The organism is Flavobacterium procerum (genome assembly GCF_042431625.1).
Classification (GTDB): domain Bacteria; phylum Bacteroidota; class Bacteroidia; order Flavobacteriales; family Flavobacteriaceae; genus Flavobacterium; species Flavobacterium procerum.
On sequence record NZ_JBHLYW010000006.1, the window covers coordinates 72093 to 98747 of the forward strand.

22 protein-coding genes are annotated in these 26655 nt (G+C 34.3%); 17 read left to right on the plus strand and 5 right to left on the minus strand.

What is annotated here, in order from left to right; translation table 11 throughout:
- Positions 1-8: 8 nt before the first annotated feature.
- From ACFFLS_RS05440 to ACFFLS_RS05490, 11 genes are all read left to right on the plus strand, one after another.
- Entirely contained in the window at positions 9-902 is an 894-nt protein-coding gene (locus tag ACFFLS_RS05440; RefSeq protein ID WP_379682334.1) for a RibD family protein, read from the plus strand.
- 2 nt (positions 903-904) lie between these two features.
- The gene (locus ACFFLS_RS05445; protein WP_379682333.1) at positions 905-1852 is read left to right on the plus strand and encodes an MDR/zinc-dependent alcohol dehydrogenase-like family protein; all 948 of its coding nucleotides are present in this window, start codon (positions 905-907) and stop codon (positions 1850-1852) included.
- Between the two features lie 15 nt (positions 1853-1867).
- Positions 1868-2242, plus strand: coding sequence for a 6-pyruvoyl trahydropterin synthase family protein (locus ACFFLS_RS05450; RefSeq protein WP_379682332.1), 375 nt, complete (start codon positions 1868-1870; stop codon positions 2240-2242).
- 54 nt (positions 2243-2296) lie between these two features.
- The gene (locus ACFFLS_RS05455) at positions 2297-3988 is read left to right on the plus strand and encodes a sulfatase-like hydrolase/transferase (protein ID WP_379682331.1); all 1692 of its coding nucleotides are present in this window, start codon (positions 2297-2299) and stop codon (positions 3986-3988) included.
- Between the two features lie 222 nt (positions 3989-4210).
- Complete coding sequence (locus ACFFLS_RS05460; protein ID WP_379682330.1) at positions 4211-4888, plus strand: IS1 family transposase; 678 nt, start codon at positions 4211-4213, stop codon at positions 4886-4888.
- A gap of 310 nt (positions 4889-5198) precedes the next feature.
- Positions 5199-6452, plus strand: coding sequence for a PKD domain-containing protein (locus ACFFLS_RS05465; RefSeq protein ID WP_379682329.1), 1254 nt, complete (start codon positions 5199-5201; stop codon positions 6450-6452).
- A 139-nt stretch (positions 6453-6591) separates the two neighbouring features.
- On the plus strand, positions 6592-9192 hold the full coding sequence (locus ACFFLS_RS05470) for a glycosyl hydrolase 115 family protein (RefSeq protein ID WP_379682328.1): 2601 nt from the start codon (positions 6592-6594) through the stop codon (positions 9190-9192).
- A 29-nt stretch (positions 9193-9221) separates the two neighbouring features.
- Positions 9222-10679: a glycoside hydrolase family 28 protein gene (locus ACFFLS_RS05475; RefSeq protein ID WP_379682327.1), complete on the plus strand. Its 1458-nt coding sequence runs from the start codon at positions 9222-9224 to the stop codon at positions 10677-10679.
- A gap of 56 nt (positions 10680-10735) precedes the next feature.
- Entirely contained in the window at positions 10736-13582 is a 2847-nt protein-coding gene (locus tag ACFFLS_RS05480; RefSeq protein WP_379682326.1) for a glycoside hydrolase family 2 protein, read from the plus strand.
- Positions 13579-13785: a helix-turn-helix domain-containing protein gene (locus ACFFLS_RS05485; RefSeq protein ID WP_379682325.1), complete on the plus strand. Its 207-nt coding sequence runs from the start codon at positions 13579-13581 to the stop codon at positions 13783-13785. Before ACFFLS_RS05480 ends, ACFFLS_RS05485 begins: the two co-directional genes overlap by 4 nt.
- Before the next feature lie 163 nt (positions 13786-13948).
- Complete coding sequence (locus ACFFLS_RS05490; RefSeq protein WP_379689216.1) at positions 13949-14275, plus strand: sialate O-acetylesterase; 327 nt, start codon at positions 13949-13951, stop codon at positions 14273-14275.
- 263 nt (positions 14276-14538) lie between these two features.
- Here ACFFLS_RS05490 and ACFFLS_RS05495 read toward each other — a convergent pair whose 3' ends face one another.
- Both ACFFLS_RS05495 and ACFFLS_RS05500 read right to left on the minus strand, forming a co-directional pair.
- The gene (locus tag ACFFLS_RS05495; RefSeq protein WP_379682323.1) at positions 14539-14895 is read right to left on the minus strand and encodes a hypothetical protein; all 357 of its coding nucleotides are present in this window, start codon (positions 14893-14895) and stop codon (positions 14539-14541) included.
- Between the two features lie 17 nt (positions 14896-14912).
- The gene (locus tag ACFFLS_RS05500; protein WP_379682322.1) at positions 14913-15260 is read right to left on the minus strand and encodes a hypothetical protein; all 348 of its coding nucleotides are present in this window, start codon (positions 15258-15260) and stop codon (positions 14913-14915) included.
- Between the two features lie 434 nt (positions 15261-15694).
- Between ACFFLS_RS05500 and ACFFLS_RS05505 the strand changes: the two genes are divergently transcribed.
- Entirely contained in the window at positions 15695-15910 is a 216-nt protein-coding gene (locus ACFFLS_RS05505) for an antibiotic biosynthesis monooxygenase family protein (RefSeq protein ID WP_379689218.1), read from the plus strand.
- 220 nt (positions 15911-16130) lie between these two features.
- Here the strand turns inward: ACFFLS_RS05505 and ACFFLS_RS05510 are convergent, their stop codons facing one another.
- Positions 16131-18410, minus strand: a complete 2280-nt coding sequence (locus ACFFLS_RS05510; RefSeq protein ID WP_379682321.1) for a cation:proton antiporter — start codon at positions 18408-18410, stop codon at positions 16131-16133.
- Between the two features lie 586 nt (positions 18411-18996).
- Between ACFFLS_RS05510 and ACFFLS_RS05515 the strand changes: the two genes are divergently transcribed.
- Both ACFFLS_RS05515 and ACFFLS_RS05520 read left to right on the plus strand, forming a co-directional pair.
- On the plus strand, positions 18997-19353 hold the full coding sequence (locus ACFFLS_RS05515) for a Crp/Fnr family transcriptional regulator (protein ID WP_379689219.1): 357 nt from the start codon (positions 18997-18999) through the stop codon (positions 19351-19353).
- 427 nt (positions 19354-19780) lie between these two features.
- Complete coding sequence (locus ACFFLS_RS05520) at positions 19781-19960, plus strand: hypothetical protein (RefSeq protein ID WP_379682320.1); 180 nt, start codon at positions 19781-19783, stop codon at positions 19958-19960.
- Positions 19961-20509: 549 nt separating this feature from the next.
- Here ACFFLS_RS05520 and ACFFLS_RS05525 read toward each other — a convergent pair.
- Together ACFFLS_RS05525 and ACFFLS_RS05530 are read right to left on the minus strand one after the other, a co-directional pair.
- Complete coding sequence (locus tag ACFFLS_RS05525) at positions 20510-21490, minus strand: DUF4625 domain-containing protein (RefSeq protein ID WP_379682319.1); 981 nt, start codon at positions 21488-21490, stop codon at positions 20510-20512.
- A 1462-nt stretch (positions 21491-22952) separates the two neighbouring features.
- Positions 22953-23804, minus strand: a complete 852-nt coding sequence (locus ACFFLS_RS05530) for an oxidoreductase (protein ID WP_379682318.1) — start codon at positions 23802-23804, stop codon at positions 22953-22955.
- A 278-nt stretch (positions 23805-24082) separates the two neighbouring features.
- Here ACFFLS_RS05530 and ACFFLS_RS05535 point away from each other — a divergent pair, with 278 nt between their 5' ends.
- The 3 genes from ACFFLS_RS05535 (at position 24083) to ACFFLS_RS05545 (ending at position 26451) form a co-directional block, all read left to right on the plus strand.
- Entirely contained in the window at positions 24083-24418 is a 336-nt protein-coding gene (locus ACFFLS_RS05535) for a nuclear transport factor 2 family protein (protein ID WP_379682317.1), read from the plus strand.
- Between the two features lie 462 nt (positions 24419-24880).
- Positions 24881-25807: a helix-turn-helix domain-containing protein gene (locus ACFFLS_RS05540; RefSeq protein WP_379682315.1), complete on the plus strand. Its 927-nt coding sequence runs from the start codon at positions 24881-24883 to the stop codon at positions 25805-25807.
- A gap of 251 nt (positions 25808-26058) precedes the next feature.
- Positions 26059-26451 (plus strand): GlcG/HbpS family heme-binding protein, encoded by a 393-nt coding sequence (locus ACFFLS_RS05545; RefSeq protein WP_379682314.1) that lies wholly within the window; start codon positions 26059-26061, stop codon positions 26449-26451.
- The last annotated feature ends 204 nt before the right edge of the window (positions 26452-26655 follow it).

Here is a 26655-nt window from a genome sequence, read left to right on the forward strand (position 1 = left end):
AATCAAACATGAAAGTGAAATCGGTCTATTGGGATTTGTTATTAAATATAAAAGAAATCTATAAAAACGTTGATCCATCAAATGAAACATTATATATCACTAATGATTATAAGGTTATAAAAAATGCAGATTTTTCGTTATCAGAATTTATGGCAGTGATTTATTTTTATCCGAATAATGAAAAGAAAGCCTTTTATAAAGTAACATACGGAAAGAACTTTCCTAAAAAGCTAAAAAATATTTTCAAACTTTATTTGGGCTATATATTAGTAAACAAAGATGCAGAAAAGCCCTTTACTTGTGTTCATGTGGCACAAACTATTGATGGTAAAATTGCAACTGTATCCGGAAAATCGAAATGGATTGGGAATCCGGAAAATTTGATTCATAACCATCGAATCAGAGCGCTGGTTGATGCCATACTTGTTGGCGGCAATACCTTTAGGATCGATAGGCCAAAGCTGAATGTGAGACTTGTAAAAGGCCATAATCCTGTAAAAGTGCTCATTGCAAATTCAACTTTAGAACTTGATGATTTAGTTGCTGGGAAAACTTTACTTTTTAGCAATAAAAAACTGTCGTATGATCATATACCTTCTGATGTAGAAATAGTTAATATAAATGATGACGCTGATAGTATATGTGTAAAATCAATGTTGAAAGTCTTGAAACAAAAGGGGATTCATTCAGTTCTTATAGAAGGCGGAGCTTTAACGATTAGAAAATTTATAGAAAAGAAAATGCTTTCAAGAATAGAGTTTCATATTGCACCAATGCTATTTGGGTCAGGTAAAAACGGAATTGCTTTGGATGATATTGAAGATTTAGATGAAGCAATTCTATTAAATAATCCGGAGTATTATACTATGGGAAATGCTATGATGATAGTTTCAAATTTATAATTATGATAGTTAAAGCACTTTGGCATAACGATAAAAACAAGTCAGAAATAAAAACTGAACAGCTTGATTTAGGTAACTTAAATCAGTCAATTAAACTGCATTCAAGGTATTCTTCGATAAGTTTAGGCACAGAAAAACTCGTTGCCAACGGAGAAATTCCAATTGATCTTTATACTAAAATGAAAGTGAACTATATGCAAGGCAGTTTTGACTTTCCTATAAAATATGGCTATTCATTAGTTGGAGAAACGGAAGATCACAGATGGGCGCATTTGATGCATCCTCATCAAAATCAAATTATGGTTAATGAAGAGGATTGTTATTTTTTTTCGGATGAAAATATAAATCCTTTGGTTGCAACGCAGTTTTCTAATCTCGAAACGGTAATTAATGCTATTTGGGCATCTAAAGTAAAAAAAACAGATACAGTATTGGTTTGTGGTGCCGGAAGCGTAGGTGTTTTATTGGCGCAGACCATAAAAAAACACATTGGAGCAACTGTATTTGTTGCCGAAACAAATCCTATAAAAAAAGAAAAATTAAAACAATCTGGGTTTGAATTATGTGCCAATAACCTGGAATATGATATTGCATTTAATGTGTCTGCCAATCAAAAAGGCTTGCAATATTGTATCGATCATACTATTGAAGAAGGAAAAATAATAGAGTTGAGCTGGTACGGAAACAATCCGGTTTTGTTGTACTTAGGTGGAAATTTTCATTATAAAAGACTTCAGATTATTAGTTCGCAAGTATCTTCTATACCATTTGATAAAAAAGAAAAATATAATTTTTTTACTAGAAAACAATTAGTCGAAAATTTGCTTAAAACTGTTGATTATGAGTTTTTTATATCCAACGTAATTCCTTTTGATGATTTGCCTCATTATTTTGCTCAGATTAGAAAAAATAAACTCAATGACGACTTTATAACCGTAGTTAAATATTAACCAAAATTTTAAAATATGTATTTTGTAAAAATTAGAGAAAGCATGATGATTGCTCATTCCTTAAAATCTCCTTTTTTTGGCCCTGCGCAAAATGTTCATGGAGCAACATTTGTAGTAGATGTAACATTTAAAACCACCAATCTTGATGAGCATAATGTTGTCATTGATATTGGACTGGCGCATAAAATTGTTAAAGATATTTTAGCAAAACTGGATTATCAAAACTTAGATGATCTGGATGTTTTTAAAGGAAAACTTACCACAACAGAGTTTATAGCCCGATACATTTATGACGAAATAAGTTTAATGATGAAAAATGATTTTAAAGGAAAAATCAACGTTTCGATAAAAGAAAATCCAAATGCCTGGGCTGGTTTTGAAGAGGATTAATGTAACTATAATTTTCTTCAAATAAAATAATAAACAATAAAAAGATTTAGTTTTATGACTGTAGTCGCTATTTATTTATTCCTTAATTTTTTACTATTTGTTCCTTTATATTTTTTCAATAAAGAAACTTCAACTTTTTTTCCTAAAAATCAAATCTTTAGACAAAAGAATTGGCGATTAGGATTAATGGCGGTGGTTTCACGAATGAATAAAGACATTTTTAGGCTAAATTTAGAGTACACAATAGTTATACTTATTCTGTCGATATTTAAAGATTATATTAATTTTAAGTATGTAGCTGTTCCGTTTCAAGTATATTATATTTTTACCTTAACTGTATTTTATTATCATTACAGTATTTATACTATCTATAATACTTTTCCAGCTATTGTAAGTGATTTTCATCTCATAAAACAAGGTTTGAAAATTGCATGGGCGGGCTACAAAAAACAATTGTTACTAGGAATTAGTTTTTTTATTATTTTATTATTTTTTACTATTAGATTAAATGTTTTAATGCTTGAGCAAATTGAAAATACTAATATCATATTATTAAAAATACTTGCACCAATTATTATATTGATTCCATTTAGACACCTTCTTTTTCGCAATTTAAATTATATTTATTTTCAGACTAGCGATATTGATCACTATTCAGGTATGCAAATTCAATCGCTTATATTTTTAATCAGCTCGAATGTCTTTTTTAGTAAAAAAACAAAGAGCGAGATTGGTTTAATACCTAAAATTTATAATAAAAGCGAATTTATTGTATCGTCAGATCAAACTTTGAAAAAAAAGCCTAATATCTATTTTATAGCTATTGAATCTTATGGTGCCATTTTATATGAAAATGAAGTATATAAGAAGCCATATAGTGAACTTTTGGAAGCGATGCATCAAAGAATCCAAAATGATCAATGGCATTCAGCAAGTTTTTTGTCAAATTCGCCTGTAAGCGGCGGCGGTTCATGGATGGCATTTTTTTCAGTACTCAAAGGCATAGAAATAAAAACAGATTCACTTTACCGAAAATTAGTGCAGCTCAGAGATCAATATCAGGTGCAATCCATCTTTACTGTATTGAAAAAGTTGCATTACAACACTTTCTTGGTTACAGGAATTGGAGGTTTTGAAAATTTTAAAGTGCCATGGAAAGAAATTTTAGAGTTTGCAGATGTTCAAGATCTTGTTATTAACAAAGATCTTAATTATACAGGCCCTCTGTTTACCCTTGAGTCCGCACCGGATCAATACTTTCTCAATCGGTCAATTCAAATCATGAAAACTAAGAGCCAAGATAACCCATTCGCTTTTTTTGTAGAAACGCTCAATTCTCATTACGATTTTTATAGTCCGACTGTACTTCTGGATAAATGGGAGGACTGTAATACTACTTCTTTACAAGATTATGAACCTACAGATCCAAAAAGCAACAACAAAGAGAATTATTTTGAAGCCATAAAATATCAATTGAAAACTATTGAAAACTTAATTTTAAACGAACCATTAGATACTATTTTTGTCATTTTTGGAGATCATCAGCCACCGATGATAACAACGGATGATAATTCGTTTAAAACTCCTGTACATATCATTTCGAAAAACAAAGATTTTATGGCATTATGGCATCAAAAAAAGTTTTCATCTAACCTTGTTATTGATATTGAACAAACACCAAGCATTGAGCATCATGAAATAAAGAACTTATTTTTAAAATACTTTTTAAAAGTGTATTCAGTATAGCGATCTAGTATCTGATCAAGATATCAGACTATATATTTTTGCAAAGTAAAATCCAAATCGTTCTACTTTTAAAGCATAAAAGAGGTAATGTATCAGATGCGTTGGTGGTTAATTATTGCATCCAAAATTTGCAGAAAATCAGATATTTATATTAATATAGCATAAAAATTAAGACAGCCTTTGGGCTGTTTTTTTATTTTATAATACCTTAAATCGAAAAAAATGGAGTCAAACCAGACTAGGTGTTACAGATGTATTGGTGACATCAGAAAGATGATAAAGTATGGAAAGACAAGGTCTAGCAGTCAAAGATATATTTGCAGAGTATGTGGGAAAACCAGAGTGGAAAATTATAGATATCAAGCTTATAATGTAGATATAAACCATAATATTATTCAATTAACTAAAGAAGGTTTAGGGATAAGAAGCACAGCAAGAATATTAAAAATATCTGCTACGACATTATTGAAAAGAATTATATCAATTGCCAGAAGTATTACCAAACCAATTATCAGCAGAGGCAAAACTTATGAAGTTGATGAGCTGTGCACGAATATCAGACACAAGAAAAATTATATATGGCTAGTTTATGCTCTGGAAAAGAACTCTAAAAATGTGGTGAGTTTTAATGTTGGAAAACGAACTAATAAAACGCTGAATCGTGTTCTGGAAACTCTGAAATTATCAGAAGCAAAAAAGATATTTACTGACAGACTTAAAAACTACAGATACTTGATTGAAGAGAAGCAGCATTCTGTTAAACGTTTCGGAACTAATCATATTGAAAGGAAGAATCTGACTCTCAGAACTCATCTGAAAAGATTAAATCGAAGAACGATTTGTTTCAGTAAAAGTTTAGTGATTTTTACCGCTGTTTTGAAAATTTACTTTTGGATTTGAACAATAAAATGATACGTTAGTTTTAGCCAGAGAAGTGAAGTTAAACGCTTTTTTAGAAGAGAGAGTATTAAAAAGTTAATGTGTTAGTTTTAAAAACAACGTCTATATAGCAAATATTGAAGAGGAATTTGAACTTCAATTTGTATCGTATAAAAAGCTGTCCTTAACGGTTAAAGATTGATGTTAAAGAAGTGAATAAAAGCGATAAGTTCCATGATTACACAATATGTAGATTAGTTTTAACCCTAATTCATTATTTTTGTTTTTTAACAAAACCTGCTGATACGATTTATTTGCATGAATTTACAAAATGGATAAGCGATTACAACTAAAAGTTATAATTAAACAATGCGAACAAAAGTTTGGTCGTGGCAATTCTGAAGATTGGAAACACAATGACTATCTTGATTTCAGCCAATCCATTTTTGAAGAAACCAAAATTAGCATCAGCCATAATACGTTAAAACGTATTTTTGGAAAATTAGCAACAGATAAATACTATCTGCCACAGCAAGCTACTTTCGAGGCGTTGATAAACTATTCTGGTTTTAATGAAAATGAATTTCAGATAGAGACCCCAAATAACGAGAATTTTCTTGTTGAAGCGGAAACGGACAATAAAATCCGCTACATTATATTTGTGTTGCTTATTACTGCATTATTGACTGGTATTCTTGCTTATAGGTATTTTAATCGCTCTGATTTTAATGTACACGAGATTAATTTAAAGCTGTCTTCCTCAGAAGGAATTCTGCCTAAAACTTGTTTTTTTGCTGTTGATAACAATCATGCATCGGATAGTTTGTTTATTGATTTTGGCGATAAAACTTCACCAGTTTATTTAAATCCAAACAAAAAAACGATTGCACATACCTATTTTATTCCAGGAGTCTTTGATGTTAATCTTACCAATAAAATAAAGGAAAATAGAAATAGAAAAGCAAGAGTGTATGTAACCACCACCAATAAAAAATGGTATGCTTTAGGATTTCAAAGACAACGCCTTATTCCGAAAAGTTTTTGTGCATTTTTAGCTCATAAAAACCAAGATAGTTTATTTGCTATTTCAAACAGGGAATTGCAAAAATACAGCATAGATACTCTGCAACCATTTTTCACCCGTTTGTGCAACTATACGCCGCTCAAACATAATGCTGATAATTTTATTTTTGAAACAACATTCAAAAAAGATTTTCAAAATCAAGATGTTACTTGCAGTAGTTTGGTTTTTAAAGTTTCGGGTGCTGCTAACGATATACGTTTTCATTTTGTAAATTCAGGTTGCAGCAGCATAGTTGCAAATATAATTAGTGAAAAAACAGTAAATGGAACTGATAATAATTTGTCTCCTTTTGTTGTTGATTTTAAAAAAGAGAATACGATTAAATTAATCAACAATAACAAAAAACTTATTTTGCTCGTCAATGGTAAACCAATATATACTGGAGATTATAAAGAATCATTGGGTGATTTAAGAGGTGTTTTTGTAGAGTTTGAACGCAATGGTTTTATTAAAAATTGTCTTTTAAGCTCGTTGGATGGCAGTATTTATTATAAGTTTTAAAATTGTAACTCATTATTACTTAAGGAGTAAATCATGTACAAAATTATGGACGCACTTTGATTAAAGTCAAACTTGGACAATAAATTCAAGGCTTTTTATTTTTGATTAATTCAAAAGAAGAAATCAAATTTTTGCTGTTATGAATTTTAATCAATTAATCATTATTTTAGGAAAACAAAACTTTAAGTCGATTGCTGTTTCTTGTTTCGCAACTTTTCTTTATACAAGTATCGGTTGTACTGAAATATTGGCACAGCCTCAAAAAAATCAATTAAGTACAACCGTTAATGCAACGCCGACAGCTTTCCCATTAATCCAAAACAGAAGGGTTCCCTCAATCCTCACCGATAAAGCCGATTCTGAAGTAGTAACCATTGTAGCAAATGCTCTTGCCTCCGATTTGCAATTGGTTAGTGGAACAAAACCGGCTATCCTCAATGGCTTGAACAATAATGAAGACTACTTGATTATTGCTGGAACAATTGGTCATTCCAAATATATAGACCAACTGATTAAATCCAAAAAAATAAATGTCGACGCTATTCAAAATAAATGGGAAACCTATAGCATATCAACAGTTAGTGCTCCAATAAAAGGTGTAAAACAAGCTCTCGTAATTGCCGGAAGCGATCGCAGGGGAACAGCTTACGGTTTATTTGAAATATCAAAATTGGCTGAAGTTTCTCCTTGGGTCTGGTGGGCTGATGTGAAACCAAAACCTCAAAAAGAACTTTATGTTTTGGCTGGAAATGTAGTATCAAAAGAGCCTTCAGTAAAATACCGTGGCATTTTTATCAATGATGAGGATTGGGGGCTGCATCCCTGGGCAGCCAAAAATATGGATACGGATATCAAAGATATCGGCCCAAAAACGTATGCCAAAGTCTTCGAATTATTGCTTCGGCTGAAAGCCAATTTAATCTGGCCAGCCATGCATGATAGCACCAAAGCTTTTTGGTACTATCCTCAAAATCCTGTGGTGGTTGATAAATATGCCATTGTAATTGGTTCCACGCATTGCGATATGATGCTGCGAAGCAACACCTTCGAATGGCAAGTAGGCTACGAACAGGAATACGGACGCAAACCGGGAATTTACCGTTACGATACCAATAAAGACGAAGTATACAAATACTGGGAAGATCGCGTAAATGCGGCCAAAAATTATGAAGCGATGTACACCGTTGGAATGCGCGGAATTCGTGATGGCGGTATTACTGGTCCGGAGACCAAAGAAGGAAAAATTGCTTTGGTAGAAAATATCATAGATGACCAAAGAAGTATTTTCAAGAAGTATTTTGGCGCTTTATCAAATGCGCTTCAAATATTCTGTCCTTATAAAGAGGTTTTGGATTTATATACAGGAGGCTTAAAAGTCCCTGATGATGTTACTTTGGTCTGGACAGACGACAACTTTGGATATTTACGCCAGTTATCAAACACTGCAGAGCAAAAAAGAAGTGGTTCTAGCGGAATTTACTATCACTTGTCCTATTTAGGTGGTCCGCACGATTATACTTGGCTTTCGTCCAATTCGCCTTCGTTAATTGCTTACGAAATGACTAAAGCGTATCAATTTGGAGCCGATAAATTTTGGGTAGTCAATGTTGGGGATATCAAACCAGCCGAACTGGAAACGCAATTTTTCTTGGATATGGCTTGGGATACTAAAAAATGGACTCCCGAAAATGCATCTGAATACGTTTATGATTGGGCAAAATCAACTTTTGGCGAAGAATTTGCAACTGAAATAGCTCTTATTAAAAATCAATACTATCAATTGGCACAAAGCGGAAAACCGGAACATATGGGTTTGTTGAAATTTGATGCAGCAACCCAAAAACAGCGACTGGCAGCTTACACTGATTTGGTAGAAAAAGTAGATCAATTGAAAACCCGTATGCCGCATTCACTCAGAGATTCTTACTTTCAGTTAATAGAGTATCCTTCAAAAGGAGCGGCTTTGATGAACCAAAAAATCTTTTATGCGCAAATGAGTCTTGAAGCAACAGAAACCGATAAAAAATTAGCCTTGGATTATTCGCAAAAAGCAAAAAATGCTTTGGAACAAATTATAGCATTAACCCATCATTATAACAAAGAAATAGAAAATGGAAAGTGGGACGGCATTATAACCCATGCTCCAAGGAATCTGGAAACCTTTGCCATGCCCAATATTGCAAACCCTGAAATTTTAAGTGATTCGCTTCGTTATCCCGCTCCTTTCGACCGCAGATACTTGGAAAAAGTAATTACTTCTATAGACGGGGCGAGTTCGTCCAATATTGTTTCGTTGAATGCTTCAGATTGCAAAACAAAGAAGGAAATCCCTTCGGAAAAAATTATTATTGTTAAGGGTTTAGGAGTTGGAGGCAAGAGCATTTCCCGCTATCCTTTTACTGGAAAATCTTTTAAAAATGATGAGTATCTTCATGCGCCTTATGTAGAATATGAGGTGAATTTGAAAGCAGGAGAATACAAATTATCGCTTAAAAGTCTTCCGACAGATGCCATAAACAACGAACGAAATCTGAGTATGGCAGTGGTTGTAAATCGAGGAGCTCCTCTATTTATTGATGCCGATAATTCTAAAAAAAACAAAAACTGGACAATGAGCGTAGTTAGAGGCTATTTTGAGAAAGTGCTCCCTTTTAAAGTTGAAAAAACAGGCGAAACCAAGATTCGGATTTATCTGCAAGATACTGGTTTGGCTTTGAGCAGAATTGACATTGTAAAGTAATTAGTGATTTAGAATTTAATGGAAATAATATGAAACTTAGAAATGGTTACAGGATGAAACTAAAAAATGATTTAATGAAAATTGCTTTTATAACTTGCTGTTTTTCCGTTTTTATGACTTTTGGCCAAAAATTAGAAACGAAATTCTGGTTATCTTCAGAGGAAGCGTTAAAAGAAATGGCGCAAATAAAAAAATCCATTATTTCGCCTACATTCAGAAATAAAGAATATCTCGTTACGAATTTTGGTGCCAAAGGAGACGGAACAACCAAGAACACCGAAAGTTTCAAAAAAGCTATTGAAGCCTGCAACGCTGATGGTGGCGGTAAAGTTGTCGTTCCTGCAGGAAACTTCCTCACGGGACCAATTTATCTGAAAAGCAATGTCAACCTGTATGTTAGCGAAGGCGCAACCATTACTTTTTCACGTGATACCAAAGATTATCCGTTGGTACTTACTCGTTGGGAAGGAATGGACTGTATGAACTATTCACCTCAGATTTATGCTTACAATGAGAAAAATATAGCAGTAACGGGTAAAGGAACTTTAAACGGAAATGCAAATGATACGCATTGGTGGCCATGGAAAGGAAGCAAAAACCACGGTTGGAAAGAAGGGGAGGGAAATCAGTTTAAAGCCAGAGAAAGCCTTCATGTAATGATGAAAGGAAAGGTAGATCCCCGCAAGAGAATTTTTGGCGAAGGCTACTATTTAAGACCTTATATGATTCAGCCTTACAACTGCCAGAATCTTTTTATTTCGGGAGTGAAAATGATCGATTCCCCAATGTGGTTTATCAGTCCGGTGATGTGCGAAAATGTTATTGTAGAGGAAGTTCATATAGAGGCGCACGGGCCAAACACGGATGGCTGTGATCCCGAAGCCTGCAAAAATGTATGGATCAAAGACTGTTATTTTGATACCGGAGATGACTGTATTGCTATAAAATCAGGGCGCGATGAGGATGGAAGGGACAATAAAAGGCCTGCCGAAAATCATATCATCGAAGGTTGTACCATGAAAGATGGTCATGGTGGAATTGTAATCGGAAGTGAAATTGCCGGCGGCGCCAGAAACATCTATGCTGTCAATTGCAAAATGGATAGCAAAAATCTTGACCGTGTCCTACGCGTTAAAACCTCATCTTCTCGGGGTGGGACAATTGAAAATATTTTCCTCAAAGACATATCCGTGGGAAGTTTTGGTGAATCGGCTATTCATTTTAATATGTTTTATGAAAATCCTGGGGATTTTATGCCGACTATCCGCAACATCTGGGTAGAAAATCTCAATGTCGAAAAAGGAGGTGAATATGCTATCTGGGTCAAAGCTTACAAAGAGTCTCCTATTGAAAACCTCAAGATAGTGAACTGTAAACTGGATGGCATTAAAACTCCGTTAAAAATTGATAATGTGAAAAACATGCAATTGGAGAACGTAGTTATCAACGGAGAACCTATCAAATACGGCAATAATCAGGGAAAATGATTAGCTCTTTAACTCTAGGTGTTTAAAAAACGCAACTAACTATTTATCTGAAACCAATGAACCGTTTTTTTATTTTTAAAAAATTTAGTGTCACACTATTATTGCTGGCTTTTTTAACTTCATTTGGACAATCCCATGTCCAAAAGGAAATTCGTTACCTGTCAGGTACCGATGTCATGCATACCAAAACCTGGGATTTCTATTGTACAGGCGGCCGTAACAGCGAAAAGTGGATGACTATTCAAGTACCGTCTAATTGGGAACAGCAAGGTTTTGGCAACTATAATTTTGGACGTGATAATGTGAATTATGGGAAAAATTTTCAGTTTGCCGATGAAAAGGGGTTGTACAAATTAAAATTTGAAGTGCCTGCCAATTGGAATCAAAAAGAGGTGTATATCGTTTTTGAAGGTTCAATGACAGATACCGATGTCAAGATTAATGGGGCTGTTCATCAAGGCGCTTTTTATCGTTTTAAATATAATATTAGTGACAAAATACAAATTGGAGGTTCTAATTTATTAGAAGTGACGGTCAGTAAAATGTCAGCAGACAATTCGATCAATGGAGCAGAACGCTTGGCAGATTATTGGATTTTTGGAGGTATTTACAGACCGGTTTATTTGGAAGGCGTTCCTAAAGAGCATATTTCATGGACTGCTGTTGATGCAAAAGCAGATGGGAATTTTAATATGAATGTGCATTTGAATAAAGCTGTTTCTGGTGCCGAAATAGTGACCGAAATAATTGATGCTAAAGGTAAAACAGTCGAAACGACTGTTACAAAAACAGGCAATGATTCTGTTGTTGCCGTCAAAACAAGAGTACAAAAGCCACTGTTGTGGAATGCAGAAACTCCAAATTTGTATCAGCTAAAAGTTCATCTCAAAAAAGGAAATGAAACGATTTATACTACCAATGATAAATTTGGTTTTAGAACAATTGAAGTAAGAAAATTGGATGGAATTTATATCAACGGCGTAAAAGTAAAAATGAAAGGTATTAACCGCCATGTGATGTGGCCTGAGTATGGTCGAGCCACTTATCCTGAAGCCGATTTACTGGATGTAAAATTGATAAAGGGAATGAATATGAATGCGGTTCGTTGTTCTCATTATCCGCCGGATAAAAATTTCTTGCGCGTCTGCGATTCTCTTGGGCTTTATGTGATAAATGAATTGGCAGGCTGGCAAAAAGCTTACAGTACCAAAGCCGGAACGCCATTGGTAAAAGAAATGGTAGTCAGGGATGCCAATCATCCTTCGATAATTTTTTGGAGCAACGGTAACGAAGGGGGACATAATTTCGACTTTGATGATGATTTTGCAAAATACGATTTGTCTAATAGAACTGTAATTCATGCGCATCATAAACCAGGAAATGCCATAAACGGTATAGATTGCAATCATTATGAAGGTTATGAAAGCACTAAACAATTAGTGAGCGAAAACAGTGGAAATATTCATATGCCAACTGAATTTTTACACGCTATGCATGATGGCGGTGGTTCGGCCGCTTTGGCAGATTATTGGGAGCTGCAGTGGAAAGGAAAGCATGGCGGAGGCGGATTTATATGGAGTTTTGCAGACGAAGGCATTATGCGTACCGATTTCAACAATATGATTGATGTAAATGCCAATAATGCCGCTGATGGAGTTGTAGGCCCGCATCGTCAAAAGGAAGCCAGTTATAATGCTATCAAAGAAATATATTCTCCTGTTAGAATCACATTAAAAGAAATTTCGGAGAATTTTAAGGGAGAAATTCCTGTAGAAAATCGTTATCATTTTACAAATCTGAAAGATTGCACTTTCCGTTATGAGCTGCTAAATTTTCGGAGCCCCGATGATATGCAACCGGGATATAAAGTAAGTCAAAACGGCACTATTAAATCACCTGATATTGAACCAACTGCCAAAGGCAATTTGCAAATAAGTTTGCCAAAAAACTGGAAGAATAATGATGCATTGGCAGTTGTAGCTTATGATCCAGATAACAATGAAATTTACCGTTGGGTCTGGAAAATAAAGTCGAATAAAGCTTTAGTAGTATCCCTATTAACTAAATCTGAATCTAAAAAAGATAATGTTTCAGCTAAAGAAGAAAATAATATACTTACTGTGAAGGCTGGAGAAGTTGCTGTGAGTTTTGATACCAAAACAGGAATGATTTCTAAATTGGCCAATGATAAAAGCCCAGCTTTGCCTTTCGAAAATGGTCCTGTTTTGGTGAGCGGAAATGCAGCGGTGACATCAGTTAAGCATTTCAAAGAACAAGATTGTTATATTGTAGAATTTAATTACAGCGGTGAGCTTTCTTATGTGCGCTGGAAAATGCATGCTTCGGGATGGCTGGAAATGAATTATGAATATACGCTTAATGGCAGTTATCCTTTTGCAGGAATCAGTTTTGATTATCCGCAAGGATTGGTAAACAGCGTAAAATGGTTGGGGCAGGGGCCTGGTCGCGTATGGAAAAACCGCATGCAGGGTGTTACCACAAATGTGTATCAAAACATGAACAATAATACCGATACAGGCAGTATACCTTGGATCTACCCTGAGTTCAAAGGCTATTATTCAGATATTGTATGGATGGAATTTAGCACACAAATGGGAAGATTTACAATTGCTTCTCCAGATAAGGATTTGTATGTAAGATTATTTGATTTTTATGGAATCAATGGTGATGAAAAAACACCGTTTTTGCCAAAAGGAGACATTTCTTTTCTGGATGCGATTCCTCCTATAGGCTCTAAAAATAGCGTCAGCAATAACGCAGTTAAAGCTTTGGGGCCATCAAGTGAATTAAACAATATCAATGAAGCCAAAGAGCGTACTATTTTTTTCTTTTTTGGGACGTCAAGGACACACGCAGTTTTATCCAAAAAACAAAGGCAATGACAAGCAGATCAGCACAAGAATTCATTACTATAATCCGTCTAAACAAAGCCTCCGAAATGCTTCACGGGGAAAGGCTTGCCGTCGGAGAAATTGCCTTTATGGTCGGCTATGCAGATTCTATAAGTTTTGGGCGCGATTTTCAAAAGCAGTTCGGACTGACAACGAAAAAATACAGTAGTCAGGGCAGAAGTGCGTCTTTGTAAATTTAAATTTATAGGCCAAATAACTATTCGAAACAGATGAGATTTAGAAAAAAGCTTGCACTGATGCCGGTCCTGTTATTTCACTTCTTAAATGCAACAGCTCAAAAAGCGGACAGAGGAGAGAACTAAAAATTTCCCAAACAAGCAAGAAAAGGTAACCTTCATGTCCAGCAGATCAAAGGTCTGGGTTTTTGTGATGGCGGGCCAGTACAATATGGAAGGACGAGGTTTCGTTGAACCGCAGGATACTGTTCCTAGTAGTAGGATATTGACACTGAACATTAAAAACGAGCTTGTATATGCAAAAGAACCCATCTATTTCAGTACTCCGTCTTATAGTGGACTGGACTGTGGAATGTCTTTTGCAAATGAATTATTGGCAAATATCCCTAAAGATATACATATATTATTGCTCCCCACAGCAGTAGGGGACAGCTCGAGATTAATTACTATGCAATTTTTGCATGCGCATCTTAAAGTGATATTTTAGAATTGATATAAATCAAGTGGTTCAAATTCTGTCAAGGCTGCTAGAAACTAAAAAAGCCTGAAAATTTATATTCTCAGGCTTTTTTTATGATTCGGAAATTTTTTGCCATATCTAGTTTTAAAAACAACGTTCCCGCACTAAACGCGTTTTGGGGCTAAATCAAGCCCTGTTTTCGGATTTGCTATATCTTCCAAATGCAAGCCCGTTTTCAAATTAAGCATAAAACCCAAATTGCTTCTAGCGTGCGTTGGTAGCCAGTTTTTTTATTCATTTATTTTATAGACTTCGTTTTTGTCCAGTGTTGTGCCCCAAACAGAGAATGCCATCATATCTTCGTTATCGCCCAATATTCTTCCTCGCATTTCAAAATTATCAAAAGATAACGTTAGCGTTTCTTTTTCGGTTTCTCGGTAATGCCCTGTCAATACTGTATCTGAAACATTTCCATCATATCTTTTAGCGCTAATAACTTTCGAGTGTAATTCTACCTTGTTGTCAAGTTCTCTAAATATTAGACTTTTTTGTATCAAATATCCGTCAAAGTTTCCACCTCCAACCCAATCAATATAAGGCGCTGTTATCCCTTCAAAATATTCCGAATCGTATTTTATCCCAACCATACTTTTAAATCCTTTGATTATTCGGAAATTAGAACAACTTCTCCGTCTTCATACTTATGAGGATAATCGTACGGTACTGTATATGAAATTGTGTACTTTATAAGTAAATCATTCCCCAGCATAAACAAATCGCCGTCACCTTCAATCGTATCGTCTTCACTCTTTTCAGGAATATTTAATTTTTCAATTAAGGATTCTTCTAAAAAAGAATAAACCAAGTTTTCATCCATAGGTTTTGAGTTTTTGTAAAAACAAATTTCTCGGTTGCTTCCAATCCAATTAGGCCCAATATCACTACTGACTTTCCATTTAACTGAAAGAGTGTTTGAAATAACCTCATTCTTTAGTTCATCTTTAATATTCATTGTGTTGTTTGTTAAAATTGGCTACAACTAGTATGTAGTACTTGCAACATCAGAGTTTATCTACTATCAAATATATAATAATAAGCTTATAAATCATTAAAGACCTTTTGATTTGTTAAATGCTTTTGATATTGACATGCTATAAATTTCGGTAGATTTGCTTCTACTATGCCCTAATGTTTTCTGTAAGCGGTAAAACAACTTTAACCTCGATCGAACAATAACTAGTAAGTTTAGAATTACAACGCATAACGTAAAAAAAATGAAAAGTAAAAATAAAAACTAGAGCTTTAGGCAAATCTAAAACCCTGTTTTAGCGGGAACAGGACTCGAACCTGTCTAAGCAAAACAGTTATCTATAAGAATTTAGCGTTAAATTTAAAACCAGAATTAGAAAAATCAATGGCTTTATCTCAATTGAAAGATTTCAAAGCATATACAATCCCGAAAAAATCCTGTCTTTATCGTTCTGGAAAAATGAAGAAGCAATTCAAGAACGGCGGAATCTTGAAATTCACAGAAAAGCACAATCAAAAGGCAGAGAATTTATTTTTAAAGACTATCATATAGGAATTGCACATGTTATTCGAGATTATGGAATGTTCAATAGATATGAAGTTCCAAATGACAGTAAGGAAATTAGCACATAATATTAGGTCTTGTTTTTGGCGCGTCTAAAAAATATACGCAATTATGAACTTATATAACAAATTTTTAAGATTCAAAATTTTTTAAATGGCATTTTGTATTTTAGAAAATAGTCAAAATTAACAGTAAGTGCTTAATTTCTGGCTGTGATATTCAATAAAAAAACTAACAAAGAGGCTGTCTGCTCTTTTGAGAAAGCCTCTTTGTTGTTTGATGACTATATTAATCCTCTTCAGCAATAATTAATGTTGAAGGCATATTTGACAGCCATAGACTTTTTGTGTCTACAATGTGTTTCCATCCTTCAAGGGTAATCAACATCAGGTTTTGCTGAGCGAGAAAATCTTCTCCAACAGTTCTTTCCGGCCTTAGTGAAAGCTGATTTGGCGCGGCCATTTCCATACGCCTGATTTTTTCTTTAGTATCCAAATCAGACATTATTTTTCCTTCTGCGTCAAGGAGAATAATTCGTGCATCGATATTCTGAATAAACTTTTGAACATAATTTTGCATAATCTCCCAGTCTTTGACATTAAAAAGCGGAATAAAAATGGTAGAAATATCAGAAAGATTTTTGTCAATCAAGATGCCGACTGGTATTTGCGCTTTGGAAATTATCTGCCTTGTTCCTTCATCAAACGGGGCAGATTCCATTATATTCTCTTTACCGGTAACAGTATTGATAAGTTTTTCTGGATTGATTAGCCGGGTTGTAAAACCAAGTACCTTTCCAAGTAAACTTCCCTCGTAGATAGACTGCCCGATACCGATCAGCAATAGATCATGCTTGCTTTTATTGGCTGTATTTACAATTTCGTTGTCAATATCAGCAGATGCCTTAAACATCGTTGTAATGTTTCTCTTGAGTTCTACTGATTCCTGGATAATGGCTTTGAATTTTTCAGATTCATAAGTATCTGTATCGTAATGATGCATTTCCTCGGTTGGCAGGAAGTGCATTGCTGTGATTTCAGAGCTTTCCGGTCTTTTGTTAGTTAAGCCATCAGCTACTTTTAATAAGGCCTTTCCGGATTCGGGTCTGTCAAATGATAATAATATTTTGTATTTATTTTTAAGTATACTATCATGCTCATTTTCTTCTTTCCCCGATTTAAAAATCCAATTGATTAAATCCAGTGCAGGCCCAGTCATAAAGGTTGTCGCCAAAGCCATAATCACCATCATTGAGAATAATTCTGGGGTAAGAACTCCTAAGTCATAACCGATATTCAGGGCTACTAATTCTGTCAAGCCCCGTGTATTCATCAAAGCACCTATCGAGAGACTGTCTTTCCAATTTTGTCCGACAAATTTAGCTGCCAGGGTACTGCTGACAAGTTTTCCAATTACGGCAACTACAAAAATTAATCCTGCAATTTTCCATAAATGGGGTTCATTCAGCAAACCAATCTGGGTTCTTAATCCTGTAAAAACAAAAAATAGAGGAAGCAAAAGCACTAAAGCGACATCTTCTACCTTTTCTATAAAAAGATTTCTGAATCGAATGTTTTCAGGCATGATGGCACCAGCAATGAAAGCGCCAAACAAAGCGTGAATTCCAATGATTTCTGTAAGATAGGAAGATACAACAAGAGTCAGGAAAAATATGGCTACGATGGGTTTGCTCAATTTGTCGCTTGTAGCGTATAAATCTCCAATTCTTTTAAGGAAAGGGCGCACGACTTTTATCATTAAAAAAACATACCCCAAGGCCAAAAGTACAGTGTAGATTGCACTGCCAAAAGAACCTGCTTTTACAATAGCGATCACGACAGCCAGAATACACCAAGCCGTAATATCATCCGCCGCTGCGCAGGTAATGACAATAGTTCCCAGTTTGGTTTTGTGAATGCCACGCTCCTGCACAATTCTGGCAAGCACCGGAAAAGCGGTAATACTCATTGCAATTCCGGTAAACAGACCAAAAGAGGAAAACTGCACATCAGCAGGGGCAAATTCATCATATATAAAATAAGCAAGCCCCATTCCCATCACAAAAGGAATAATAATGCTGGCATGGCTTATGACAACTGCGTCATGGGCTTTGTTTCGCAGAATTTTCATGTCTATTTCCATTCCTACTATATACATAAAAAGAATCAAGCCTATCTGGCTTAAAAACTGCAGATTTCCCAGTGATTCGGAAGGGAAGAGTACGGCAGAAAACTCCGGAAGGTACATTCCAACCAGCGAAGGGCCCATTACAATTCCGGCTATCATTTCACCGATTACGGCGGGTTGCTTTATTTTAATGCAGATCCAGCCAAAAATTCGGGCAACAAAAATGATGGTGACAATTTGGGCCAGCAAAAGTGCCAGCGGATGGTGGAGGTTTTTGACAAGGGAATCAAGAAATTCGCTCCATTGGCTTTTATCAGATGTTGGAATTTTAAGGTTTCTGCCCATTTCCAGTTTTACTCCCAATAAAATAATCCAGTACATCAAAATGGAGAATCCACCAATAATACCAATGTAAAAAATACCGTTTCTAAATTTTTTCATCTTTTTTAATTTAATACGCTCGCTTTTGATCTTTTTTATGGAATAAAATATCGCAATAAAGAGTAAGACAGCGTGTTTGTTTTTTAAAATCAATGCAATTTTAGAGTAATTTGAGCCTTTGCCCAAAGAAGGGCTTCAATTATGTAATAAGACAGAAAAACTTTGTAATAAGTCTTTAAACGGGGCTGTGGTTTTTTAGTTTTTCACTAATAATTTATGATTAGCCAAGAACCTTTGCCGTCCTTCAATTAAATTTTTGGATGATGCAGTACACCAACAATGCTAATTTCATTAAGGCTTGGATCTGATTTTGGGCAAGAAAATGGGCCGGTTTTTCCAATAATATAGCGGTAAACTATTTTATCTCTGTCCAATGTTTCTTATTCGGGGCTTACAGCGGAAATGAAAAAATATTGGCAGCATCTTCAGCAATTCGGATAATAAATTGCTTAAGTCTGTCACATAAAAAGAAACTTAATGATTGTAAAAATGCTTTAAACAGACATTCAAAAAATAATGATTTTAATCAGGGACTATCTTCATAGCATTACACCAATATCTGATCAGGATTGGGAGGTATTCTCAAATAAATTCGAAAACACATGCATTTAAAAAAAACACCCTGATAACCAGATCGGGGGCAGCAGAAGATTATCTTTCTTTTATAGAAACAGGAATTGTTCGTTTCTGGATAGAGGCAGCAGACAAGGAAATAACATTTGACTTTGCTTTTGAGAAAAGCTTTTTCAGTGCTCATCTCTCATTTTTTATCCGGGAGTCAACAGATTGGAATATTCAATCAGTGGCCCCCACAGTTTTATGGAGAATTTCTTGCACAGATTTACAGCTTATTTACCAACAGGCTCAAGTTGGGGATAAATTGGGAAGGCTTGCTGCTAGGATTTATTTATTTCGGTTGCCAGAAGAAAAATTTCTCTTTTAAAAAAATACTCCAGAAGAACTTTATTTGATGCTGTTTAAGGAACATCCGAACCTTATAAAGCATATTCCTTTAAAGTATTAGGCATCTTACATAAGTATTACTCCTCAAGCCTTAAGCCATATACGCAAGAGAATTTTTTAACCCAAGTTCATTTTTTTGTCATTTATTGATTAATACATTTGCGAAGTATTAATTAACAATCAAAAAAAATGAACGAAAATTTTACAGAACGGATCCACAAGGAAGCGTTCAGTATTTTTGCAATTGTATTTGCCGTGGTGATTTGAAAGGCTCTTTAAGCTGCTTTGATTCAGAGGCATTATACATCGAAAGAGACGGCCAGGAGATTAGAGGACTGGATAATATTGAAAAAGCTATGGAAAGCCTTTGACTATGGAAACCAGAAATTACAGGCATCAAAAGAAAGGTGACCGTTGCAGGCAATCTTGCTATATGGAGAGATAAATATAGTGTAAAGGCTAAGGTGCCTAATGGAGATCCAATGCAGATGGAAGGAGTTGCTGCCTGTATAATGAAACGAAATAATGATGGTATACGGCTCTGGCTGATTGACAATCCTTTTGCAGCAAATGATATAACCGATTAACCAAACGAGATGGGAGCAAATGACCATCTGAGGCGCAATCTGTTTAGGAGTTTGAAACACAGGATGAAATAGATGAAATTGTAAGTTTTTATGGAAACGAAAAGTAATCAAGGCATTGATTACGAAATCTGTTTTCTTCCAAATTATGCCTTTACCGTTCTTTAGAATTCTTTTCCAAAATCAAAAAGAAAGTTATTTACTGCTTGTACAGCCTCAGGGATAGGCCCTGCAATATCGAGTCCTAGATTTAATAAAGTAAGCCCTCAGACTATAATGATAATCACTTCACTATAATTTTGAGGGCATGTCCATAAACATAATCTTCCAATTTTATGTTTACTATCCGCACTATCGCGTATGTTTTTAAACGATTATCTAAATAATATGTTGCAAGCTTAAAGAAATCTCTGCGTAATATCAGGATATTTGCTTAGATTCTAATTATAAAATTTTTGCATAGTGTTATATTTTTACAAGTGATTTCTTTTTCTCCAAATAAAAAAGAATGAACTAAATTTTTTTATAATCACTTCCAGCTTGTTATCTTAATTATAGTTTTACATCAACCTCTATATAATGATACAGACCAATATTATAAGTAGTGTTTTTGTAGATTACACCTATATAGTACTTACCGGATTCCCATATCTTATGACCGTCAATTGAATTGGAAATAGGAGAATTATTATCGGTAGACGAACCAATAGGCAGTCTTGAAATATTAGGAAAATTTGGCCTTTCAAAATTAACATTACTCCATTTATCCGTCTGCTCCATGTTTTTATGTTCAAAAGCATCTACAACAATCGCTTTAGAAAAATCAATAGCGTTTATGGATTCAGGGCGATGACTGTGTTTTTTGTTGATCAATACTATGTAGATTTTACCATCGCCTTTTAATCCGCTGATAGTCGCTGCAGCGCTCAGGGTCTCATTGTTATCAATCTTAACTTCGTAATCCCCATATTGCAATGTTGCGGGATCACGATAACCGCCGCGGCTGAGTATATACAAAACTCTGGATTTATCAGTGCGGGCTGAAACAGAAAACTCATCAAGTTTAGGGTCAACAGGTAGATTATCAGGTTTATAAATAGAAATGCTATGCTTTTGCTCTAGTATAGAGCCGTTCTGGTCATTGACGATAATAACAAAATCGTATGTCCCTTCGACAGCATCTTCTGGTATAGTAAAATGTTTATGTACATTAGTGTTTTTTGCACCTTTGTATTGCTCCCAAATAATTTCATGTTTCCATTCTTTAGAATATTTTTCACCGTTTCGGGGTAAAATTTTAACCTCTATTTTATCAATTTTATAACCTGCCAGAACATCTGCATTGAAATGAAAGTCTCTTCCAGCTATGCCCATTTCATTATTGTTTAAACCTATCTCAATATTGGTCAAAGCAGCTTTTGGTAATTCTGTTTGAGATTGATTGTCATCATTGTTACAAGCTGTAAAAAATAAGGCACTTAAAAAAAATGCTGTTATGATTTTTGCTGGTTTCATTCTGTTTCTAGTATTCATTATATTTATAAATTTGAGTTAATTAGATAAGAAAGCGATTTCTAAAATATCTGCATAAGCAGAGCAACCTCTCAATGAGATATTTACGTTTGAAGAAATGTTATAGAATTAATTGAGAGTTTTTTTTGAAAGCTTTTAAAGACTAATAAGATTACTGTGCTTATGATATTATTCAATTGATTGAGAAACAACTTTGATTTTTCCCAATAGAAAATAGTGTTGAAATATTAAATTAATTATAAACCAAGCACATCTGTAATGAATTTGTGAAGATTGAGTAAAAGACTTTACCTCACTAATTTTATTACAAGTGGTTTCAGAATAACTGCATAAAAAAACTTTCCAGAAATGTTTTTTCTAAATTCTAAAGAATTTATGACAGTAATTCGGTAGATACCTAAGTAAGATTCGGAATGGTTAATTTAATGTATCAATAGGTATTTCTATGTCAAAAAATATTTGCTGTTTTCAATACGGAGGTGCACGAAGTGCAAAAAGAGAACCTTTAAAGAAATTGGAATAAGTTTTGTAATAATTTATGAAAAAAGAAGTGGTAGTGCTTTTTTTATAAAAAGTAAGAATATCAAAATTGATTGTTGCAGGGTGACTGAACTTAAAATGACAGATCTTACAGAATTCATTGGAATGGTCATGTAATTTGAATTCGCTTTTATGAGAGTTGCAATTTAGAACACTTTTATGTGATAAAGTAATACTGTGAAGGTGTCCATAGGAATGTATAGCCGGAAATAGTATTGCGAACAATACTATGAGAGGCATAAAAAGCTTTAAATTTTTTAATATCTTTTTCATTCAAATGGATCTGCACTTAACCATACAGCTTTAATGCAAATATAGAAACTCTATTTGTTAATGCAACAATGTTTAATTAATGATTTTCTAATTTTTGATCTCATTGATTTTTTTTAGGAGATCTTCCCTTTATTCGTTTCAATCTTTTTTGCAGAACCCCGACATAAAAGGATTTCAATGCTATAGAGGCTAAAAAGTGTAATCCATTTTTTTATTATATAATTAAAATAGAGTAAGAAAGAGAAATGACCATTTTGTAAAAATATTTTATAGTTAGTTAGTGTTTTTTCTTTTTGTTAAGTTTCGAACCTAAACTTTTTTAGGGGCTTATTTTGCTGAGTTTATAGTTTTCAAAAAGACTATGTGCCACGATTCAGCCACAAAACTTAGATTGGTAAAATATCTTTAAAAAGGCCTTAACTTTTTTGTGGCAAAAAAGGTATCCAGTCCACAGTTTGTTCTATCTAAATTTGCATCTTTAGTTATTTGCCTAAAGTTCGACTTAAAAGAAACGTTGTTTTACGGTTTTCCATAATTTGCGATTTTAAATTTAACATTCCGGAGTTCTTTTTGGAAGGTTGAATAAAAAAGCAACCCATTTTTGAAAATGGGTTGCTTAGTGGTTGATATTTAATTTGTTAGCTGTTTGTTATTCTTTAGTATCGTCATGATCTGTACTTACTACAGTATCATGCCAATTTGTGATGTCGTCTTCAAATTTTTTGATTTTCTCTCTAAACCTTTGAAGTGTATCGGTTCCAAGGGGAAGGTGAACAGGAGGGTTTTCAGAAGCTGCTAATTTTATAAAAGCGGCTGCAAGTTTTTCAGGATCTCCTGGTTGCTTTTTATTAGCTGTAGTTGCAAATTTTCTCATTTCACCAACAGTTTCACTATAATCTTCAATCACATTTTCTGTTCTTGTTAATGAAGATTGATCCAGAAAGTCTGTTCTGAAGAATCCAGGTGCAACAACAGTTGCATGAATTCCTAAAGGAGCAAGTTCCATTGCAAGTCCTTCCGTAATTCCTTCTATTGCAAATTTAGAAGCACCATAAACACCCCACCCAAAGTACGCGCTCAAACCACCAATTGAGGAAATGTTAATCAAATGACCAGAACGTTTCTCGCGCATGTAAGGAAGAATTGCTCTTGTCACATTAAGAACCCCAAATACGTTAACATTAAAATTATCAAATACTTCTTTTGATGTGGCCTCTTCTACAGCTGAAAGCAATCCATAACCAGCATTGTTTACTAATACATCAATTTGTCCAAATTTAGAAATTCCTGACGCTGCTGCTTTTATAGCTTGTATTTCATCGGTGGTGTCAAGCACAACAACATGAAGGTTTGGGTTGTTGCCTAATCTATCAGCTAAGGCTTCCGGATTTTTTCGTACTGTAGCTACAACATTATCACCTGATTTTAGAACAGCTTCTGTAATATTCAATCCAAAGCCTCTTCCTGCTCCGGTAATGAACCATGTTTTTTGAGTTTTCATTATTTTAAATTTTATAAATTATTGCTGATACAAAATTGCTTCAAAAACTCAGGTTACTCTATATGAAAAGGAAAGCAATGATTATGAATATCAACTTTTAGAAGATAAGTTTATAGGGATCGTTTTGACAGGAGCTTATCCACTAGAAATTATTGTTAAAATAACGGTACGTAATTTTGGCTACAAACCAATACATTTTGGCTACATTCTAATAAAGTATTTTCTTGATTTTTGTAGATAATAAAAACTTAATGCCGCAAACAATTAATTAAGTCACAATGGATATTAATACCTTTTTACAAAATTGGCTGGTTACCAGCAATACTTTCGACACAGAAGCTTATGTAAAATATTATGATGAGAGCGCAGTTATAGATGATCCGTCAGTTGGTGAGAAATTTAGGGGTCATTCTGGCATTCGCAAATATTTCGAAGATTATTTCGTTGGTTATAATACTCAAACGAAAATTATTAAAATTGATATAGTTGATAAAGAATCAGCTCACTTAGAAGCCTTTTTTACAGGTAATTTTTCGGAAAGAGGCATAGGCGGTACATTAGATTTTACTTTTCACAAAGATAAGATCATACATCTAAAAGCAGATCTGCTATAGAAAAGTCTATGAAAGAGAATCCAGCTATCTTCAAAGACCTTACAGAGACATTTGCAGCAATGAACCTTCCTGTTTCTCACATGCTGCATGATGGTGATGGATTTTCCTTAAGCAATTTGAAAGATCTGTTTAAAGTGCTTCCATTTAAGTCAATTGTCGTATACAGTTAATTCAGTTTGCGGTTAAGCATATTGCTGATAAAGGACGGGTGATTTATATAGTGCCGAAAACTGATCTGCAAAATTTTCCGGACTTCATCGAACAAATAAAAAAAACATGCATCATCTGTACAGCAGCGCGGTATAACCTTGAATGCGATTGTGACGAAAAACGATTTGTTTGAAATTCCGACTGGAAGTATACATATCGCAGACGCTGCTGAGTTTTTTGCCTCCGATCTTTCATACCTTATACCAGGACAATATATCATTATCAACGGACTAAAGCTATAAACCAATCAGTATGAAAACAGTTATCGAACCTTTACTAATATTTGACAGGATCCAGGAGTTGTATAAGCATTTGGGCATCGCTGTCGACATTGACATTGCTCAGAAATTCAACATATACAATATGGGAAACCTATATAATCCTAAGACATACGAATCGTCTGTATACCGGGGCAACTTCTTTTCATTTGTCTTCGTTAAGGATGCCAGGGGAAAATTCATATCCGATAATGAGCAATATGACATAGCGCCCCGAACCATATTTTTTAATACACCTGGGCATATTAAAAAATTCCGTATTAAAGATGCAAGAGATCTTTATCTGCTTACTTTTACAGAGTGCTTTTTAAAGGAAAATGTGCATTCGCAGATATTTGAAGAATTTCCTTTTCTTTTGGCAGAGAGTATTTTGTCTCAGGTAGTGCCTGAGGAAAAATTTGAAGAATTTGAAGAATTGTACATGCAGATAGAAAAGGCTTTTTTTTCAGAATCTCCTTACCGCAATAAATTGATAGCTCATTTATTTGTTGCCTTGCTAATCAAGATTAAAGATAATTTTCTGACCGACAATATTATACCTTCATATGAAAGCTGCCGTGCTTCAGAAATTGTAAACAAATTTAAGATTATTATTGAGCAGCATTACCGTGACCTTGGCAACGGCAGCAACGAAAAGGCACACAGGGTAACCGAGTATGCAGAAATCCTAAATTTGCATCCTAATTATCTAAATAATGTTATAAAAAGTAAAACAGGAAAATCTGTGGGAAACTGGATAGCCGAAAAAACAATCTCCGAAGCTAAAGCTTTGCTCAAAAATTCTAATATTCCCGTAAAAGAAATTTCATACCGTCTTGGCTTTTCAGAAATCCAGCATTTTAGCACCTATTTTAAAAAGCATACCCAATACACTCCTGTGCTTTACAGACAGATAGGTTAGTGATTTATTGCACCATGTCTAAAAAGTCCGTGTTTCTTTCGCGGACTTTTTAATTTAAAACTTATCTGTATTAAATTAATTTAAGTTTAATGTATTGTTTTTTAGATGTTTATGCTTTTTTTTTGAATCTATCTTTGATATTCATAATAAAGGCTTTGTAATTCGTACAATCTACCTCTTGGTTTCGTCGCAACTTTGCTTCATACAAAACGAGTACTAAATCACACAGTAACAATTTAAAAATAAGTATCATGGAAACAAATCAAAAACAAGCTTTCAAATCCCTATATCAAGCGATTGACAAAGCAAACGAAATTGGTGTAAATGCCAACATTACAATTTTAGATCCTGCAGGGCACTTGAAAGCTTTCGTAAGAATGGACGATGCATTTCTTGGCTCGATAGATATCTCAATGGGAAAAGCAAAAACAGCCATGCTGTTCCGTATGAATTCTGAAGCGGTTGGTGAATTCTTAAATCCTGAAAACAAAACTTACGGTATGGTTAACACAAATGGTGGTCTTGTAGGTTTTAAAGGCGGCGTACCAGTAAAATCAGGAAATGATATCGTAGCCTATATCGGAGTATCTGGAGGCAGTCCAGATCAGGATTTTGAAATCGCAACGGCAGGCAGCCTAGTATAACAACAATTAATAATAAATAATCATATTAAAAATCATTAAAACTTAGAAATCATGAGTACAACAAAAACAATTTTGATCACCGGAGCAGGTTCCGGATTTGGAGAAGGGTCAGCATTTGGTTTAGCTAAATTAGGCCATAAAGTTATTGCGGGAGTACAAATCCTGCCGGAAGTTACTGCTCTTCGCAAAAAAGTTGCCGAAGCA

What these genes read in the sequence shown, in the direction of transcription:
- ACFFLS_RS05440 (WP_379682334.1), top strand. Translation starts at nt 9, where the DNA reads ATGAAAGTGAAATCGGTCTATTGGGATTTGTTATTAAATATAAAAGAA.
- ACFFLS_RS05445 (WP_379682333.1), top strand. Translation starts at nt 905, where the DNA reads ATGATAGTTAAAGCACTTTGGCATAACGATAAAAACAAGTCAGAAATA.
- ACFFLS_RS05480 (WP_379682326.1), top strand. Translation starts at nt 10,736, where the DNA reads ATGAACCGTTTTTTTATTTTTAAAAAATTTAGTGTCACACTATTATTG.
- ACFFLS_RS05490 (WP_379689216.1), top strand. Translation starts at nt 13,949, where the DNA reads ATGTCCAGCAGATCAAAGGTCTGGGTTTTTGTGATGGCGGGCCAGTAC.
- ACFFLS_RS05540 (WP_379682315.1), top strand. Translation starts at nt 24,881, where the DNA reads ATGAAAACAGTTATCGAACCTTTACTAATATTTGACAGGATCCAGGAG.
- ACFFLS_RS05470 (WP_379682328.1), top strand. Translation starts at nt 6,592, where the DNA reads ATGAATTTTAATCAATTAATCATTATTTTAGGAAAACAAAACTTTAAG.
- ACFFLS_RS05475 (WP_379682327.1), top strand. Translation starts at nt 9,222, where the DNA reads ATGAAACTTAGAAATGGTTACAGGATGAAACTAAAAAATGATTTAATG.
- ACFFLS_RS05545 (WP_379682314.1), top strand. Translation starts at nt 26,059, where the DNA reads ATGGAAACAAATCAAAAACAAGCTTTCAAATCCCTATATCAAGCGATT.
- ACFFLS_RS05495 (WP_379682323.1), bottom strand. Translation starts at nt 14,895, where the DNA reads ATGGTTGGGATAAAATACGATTCGGAATATTTTGAAGGGATAACAGCG.
- ACFFLS_RS05530 (WP_379682318.1), bottom strand. Translation starts at nt 23,804, where the DNA reads ATGAAAACTCAAAAAACATGGTTCATTACCGGAGCAGGAAGAGGCTTT.
- ACFFLS_RS05450 (WP_379682332.1), top strand. Translation starts at nt 1,868, where the DNA reads ATGTATTTTGTAAAAATTAGAGAAAGCATGATGATTGCTCATTCCTTA.
- ACFFLS_RS05535 (WP_379682317.1), top strand. Translation starts at nt 24,083, where the DNA reads ATGGATATTAATACCTTTTTACAAAATTGGCTGGTTACCAGCAATACT.
- ACFFLS_RS05525 (WP_379682319.1), bottom strand. Translation starts at nt 21,490, where the DNA reads ATGAATACTAGAAACAGAATGAAACCAGCAAAAATCATAACAGCATTT.
- ACFFLS_RS05485 (WP_379682325.1), top strand. Translation starts at nt 13,579, where the DNA reads ATGACAAGCAGATCAGCACAAGAATTCATTACTATAATCCGTCTAAAC.
- ACFFLS_RS05465 (WP_379682329.1), top strand. Translation starts at nt 5,199, where the DNA reads ATGGATAAGCGATTACAACTAAAAGTTATAATTAAACAATGCGAACAA.
- ACFFLS_RS05460 (WP_379682330.1), top strand. Translation starts at nt 4,211, where the DNA reads ATGGAGTCAAACCAGACTAGGTGTTACAGATGTATTGGTGACATCAGA.
- ACFFLS_RS05455 (WP_379682331.1), top strand. Translation starts at nt 2,297, where the DNA reads ATGACTGTAGTCGCTATTTATTTATTCCTTAATTTTTTACTATTTGTT.
- ACFFLS_RS05510 (WP_379682321.1), bottom strand. Translation starts at nt 18,410, where the DNA reads ATGAAAAAATTTAGAAACGGTATTTTTTACATTGGTATTATTGGTGGA.
- ACFFLS_RS05500 (WP_379682322.1), bottom strand. Translation starts at nt 15,260, where the DNA reads ATGAATATTAAAGATGAACTAAAGAATGAGGTTATTTCAAACACTCTT.